Raw genomic sequence first — 2,724 nt, forward strand, 5'->3', positions numbered from 1 at the left:
ACCCCCGGGATCTCCCACCCGGGGGCATTCATCACATCATCTCACCCGGTCAGACCGTCGCCGCGTCGTCGGCGCTCTCCTCGACCACTTCGGCCGGGGCCTCGTCGGTGTCGGGGATCAGCAGCGACAGGATGATCGCCGAGAGCCCCGCCAGGGTGATCGGCGTCGCCACCACCTGCTTGAGGAAGGTCGGCAGGTTCTGCGTCGCGTCAGGCACCAGCGTGACGCCGAGCCCGAGCCCGAAGCTCACCGCCATGATATAGACCTTCTTGCGGTCGATGTGCTGGGTCGCGAGGATCCGGATCCCGGCCACCGCGATGGTCCCGAAGAGCACCAGCGTCGCCCCGCCCAGAACCGGCTTGGGGATCAGCAGGAAGAGCTGGCCCACCACCGGGAAGAAGCCGAGCAGCACGAGGATGCAGGCGATGTAGAGACCCACATGCCGGCTTGCGACGCCGGTCATCTGGATGACCCCGTTGTTCTGCGAGAAGGTGGTGTTGGGAAAGGTGTTGAAGAGCGCGGCCAGCCCCGAGTTCACGCCGTCGGCGAGGATGCCCCCCTTGATGCGCTTCATGTAGAGCGGGCCCTTCACCGGCTGGCCTGCGATCACCGAGTTGGCGGTCAGGTCGCCCGAGGTTTCGATGGCGGTCACGAGGAAGATGAAGGCGATCGGGATGAACAGCCCGATGTCGAAGTCGAGCCCGTATTTCAGCGGTTGCGGAATGGCGATCAGCGCGCCCTGTCCGGCCTTCGAGAAATCCACCTGCCCGAAGATCACGGCGATGATCGTGCCGATCACGAGCCCGATCATGATGGCCGAGATCCGCAGCATCGGGCTGCCGGTGAAGGTCATCACGAGGATCGCCACCACCACGATGGAGCCCAGCATCAGGTTAACCGGCGCGCCGAGGCTCTCGCCCGCGCCGACGCCGCCTGCGAAATCGGTGAAGCCCACCTTGACCAGCGACAGGCCGATCACGGTGATGACGACGCCGGTGACCGTTGGGGTGATGATCTTTCCGAGCCTGTCGATGAACTGGCTCAGAACGATCTCGACGAGACAGCCCGCAAGGCAGAGCCCGAAGATCATCGCCAGCATGTCCTCGGGTGTGCCGCCGTTGTTCTTGACCGCGAAGCCCGCCGCCAGCACCGGCCCGAGGAAGGCGAAGCTCGTGCCCTGGACGCTCAGGAGCCCCGAGCCCACCGGACCGATGGCCTTGCACTGGATGAAGGTCGCGATGCCCGAGACGAAGAGCGACATGGCGATGAGGTAGGGGACGTATTCGCCCAGTCCCAGAACGCCGCCGATCACCAGCGTGGGTGTGACGATGCCGACGATGGAGGCGAGGAAGAGAGGGAAGGCCGCAAGCGCCGCCGCCGCGGGCGCGGGCCCGTCCTCGAGCCCGTAAATGAGGGGGGTTGATTCAGTGGTGTCAGAGGCCATGACGTTCTCCGTGTTCCGGCTCCCGGGTGCGGCCGCAATTGCCGCACCTCCCGGATCCAGCCTGCGCGACGAGGGGAAACCGCCGCTACACGGTTGGCGGTCCGGCCGGGCCTGCGCGGGCCGTGGTCGGCCAGATGACATATTCTTGACAGGCCGCGAGCAGGTGTTGTGCAATTCTTGGGCGACCGGAGAAGTCACGTAACCCGTATGCGTGGCGCGGCATCATTTCCCTGAAGTCAGGCGCGCGACACGAAAAAGGGGCGCGCGGCGCCCCCTTCGATGCTTCACGGCGTGAGGCCGAAATATCTGTCAGTTCGCGAGCGCCGCGATGGCGCCGATCACATCCAGCACCTTGCGGGTGTCGGGATCGACGCGATAGACGCGGTCGTCGCTGCGGTAATAGGTGTCGTCCGGGCGCAGGCCGTAACGCGACGGGTCGCGGATCACCACGTAGTCACCGGTGATGCGGTCGCCGGTGCGATAATACTCGCGGCGCATCTCGCGATGGTCCCGATCTCGGTCGTGGTCATAGGAGCGCATCTTCTTGGCCTGACCCGGCGGGACGCAGCCCTTGCTGGCGAGACCCGGGGGACAGCCCTTGGGCCCCGCGACGGCCGCGACGGGCAGGCTCAGCGCGGTGGCGGACAGGGCGATCAGGGCGAGCTTGCGAAACATATGCGTTTCTCCTGTTTTTTGCATTCCTTACCCTCAAACGTGCGCGTTGCGCAGTTCCGTTCCCCGAGGGGTGAAAGAACCGGCAGAGCTTTGCCGATGCCCCGGCAGGGCCGTGGGATCTCCGCTCACTGGCTCCAGTCGGGCGAACGCTTTTCGAGGAATGCCGATATGCCCTCGTTGGTGTCGCGCCAGAGCATGTTCTCGACCATGACCTCGCCCGCGTAGGCATAGGCCTCTTCGGTGCCGAGACGGGCCTGCGCGTAGAAGGCCTCCTTGCCGATCTTCACCGCCGGGCCAAGCTTGCCGGCCACGGTCTCGGCCAGCTCCAGCGTGGCCGCCTCGAGCGTCTCGGCGGGCACGACCCGGTTGACGAGCCCCATGCGCTGCGCCTCTGCGGCGTCTGCGGAGCGTCCGGTGACAAGCATCCCGAAGGCGTGCCTGGCAGCGATGTTGCGGGTCAGCGCCACCATGGGGGTCGAGCAGAAGAGCCCGATGTTGACCCCGTTCACGCCGAAGCGCGTGCCCTCGGCGGCCACGGCCATGTCGCAGGTGGCGACGAGCTGGCAGCCGGCGGCGGTGGCGATGCCGTGGACCTGCGCGATCAC

At 66.4% G+C, this 2,724-nt stretch carries 3 protein-coding genes; all 3 read right to left on the reverse strand.

Translation table 11 applies throughout. The features are described from left to right. Positions 1 to 49: 49 nt before the first annotated feature. A complete protein-coding gene (locus tag HC022_RS23495) occupies positions 50 to 1,444 on the reverse strand; it encodes a nucleobase:cation symporter-2 family protein (protein WP_167454014.1) in 1,395 nt (464 codons plus the stop codon). A gap of 309 nt (positions 1,445 to 1,753) precedes the next feature. After that, on the reverse strand, positions 1,754 to 2,119 hold the full coding sequence (locus HC022_RS23500) for an excinuclease ABC subunit A (RefSeq protein WP_167454015.1): 366 nt from the start codon (positions 2,117 to 2,119) through the stop codon (positions 1,754 to 1,756). A gap of 125 nt (positions 2,120 to 2,244) precedes the next feature. Further along, on the reverse strand, positions 2,245 to 2,724 hold a 480-nt coding region (locus HC022_RS23505), incomplete at its 5' end, for an enoyl-CoA hydratase-related protein (protein ID WP_175583711.1).

Source organism: Salipiger sp. HF18, from assembly GCF_011806505.1.
Lineage (GTDB): Bacteria > Pseudomonadota > Alphaproteobacteria > Rhodobacterales > Rhodobacteraceae > Salipiger > Salipiger thiooxidans.

Coding starts and splice junctions, on each gene's coding strand:
- HC022_RS23495 (WP_167454014.1), bottom strand. CDS start 1,444: ATGGCCTCTGACACCACTGAATCAACCCCCCTCATTTACGGGCTCGAG.
- HC022_RS23500 (WP_167454015.1), bottom strand. CDS start 2,119: ATGTTTCGCAAGCTCGCCCTGATCGCCCTGTCCGCCACCGCGCTGAGC.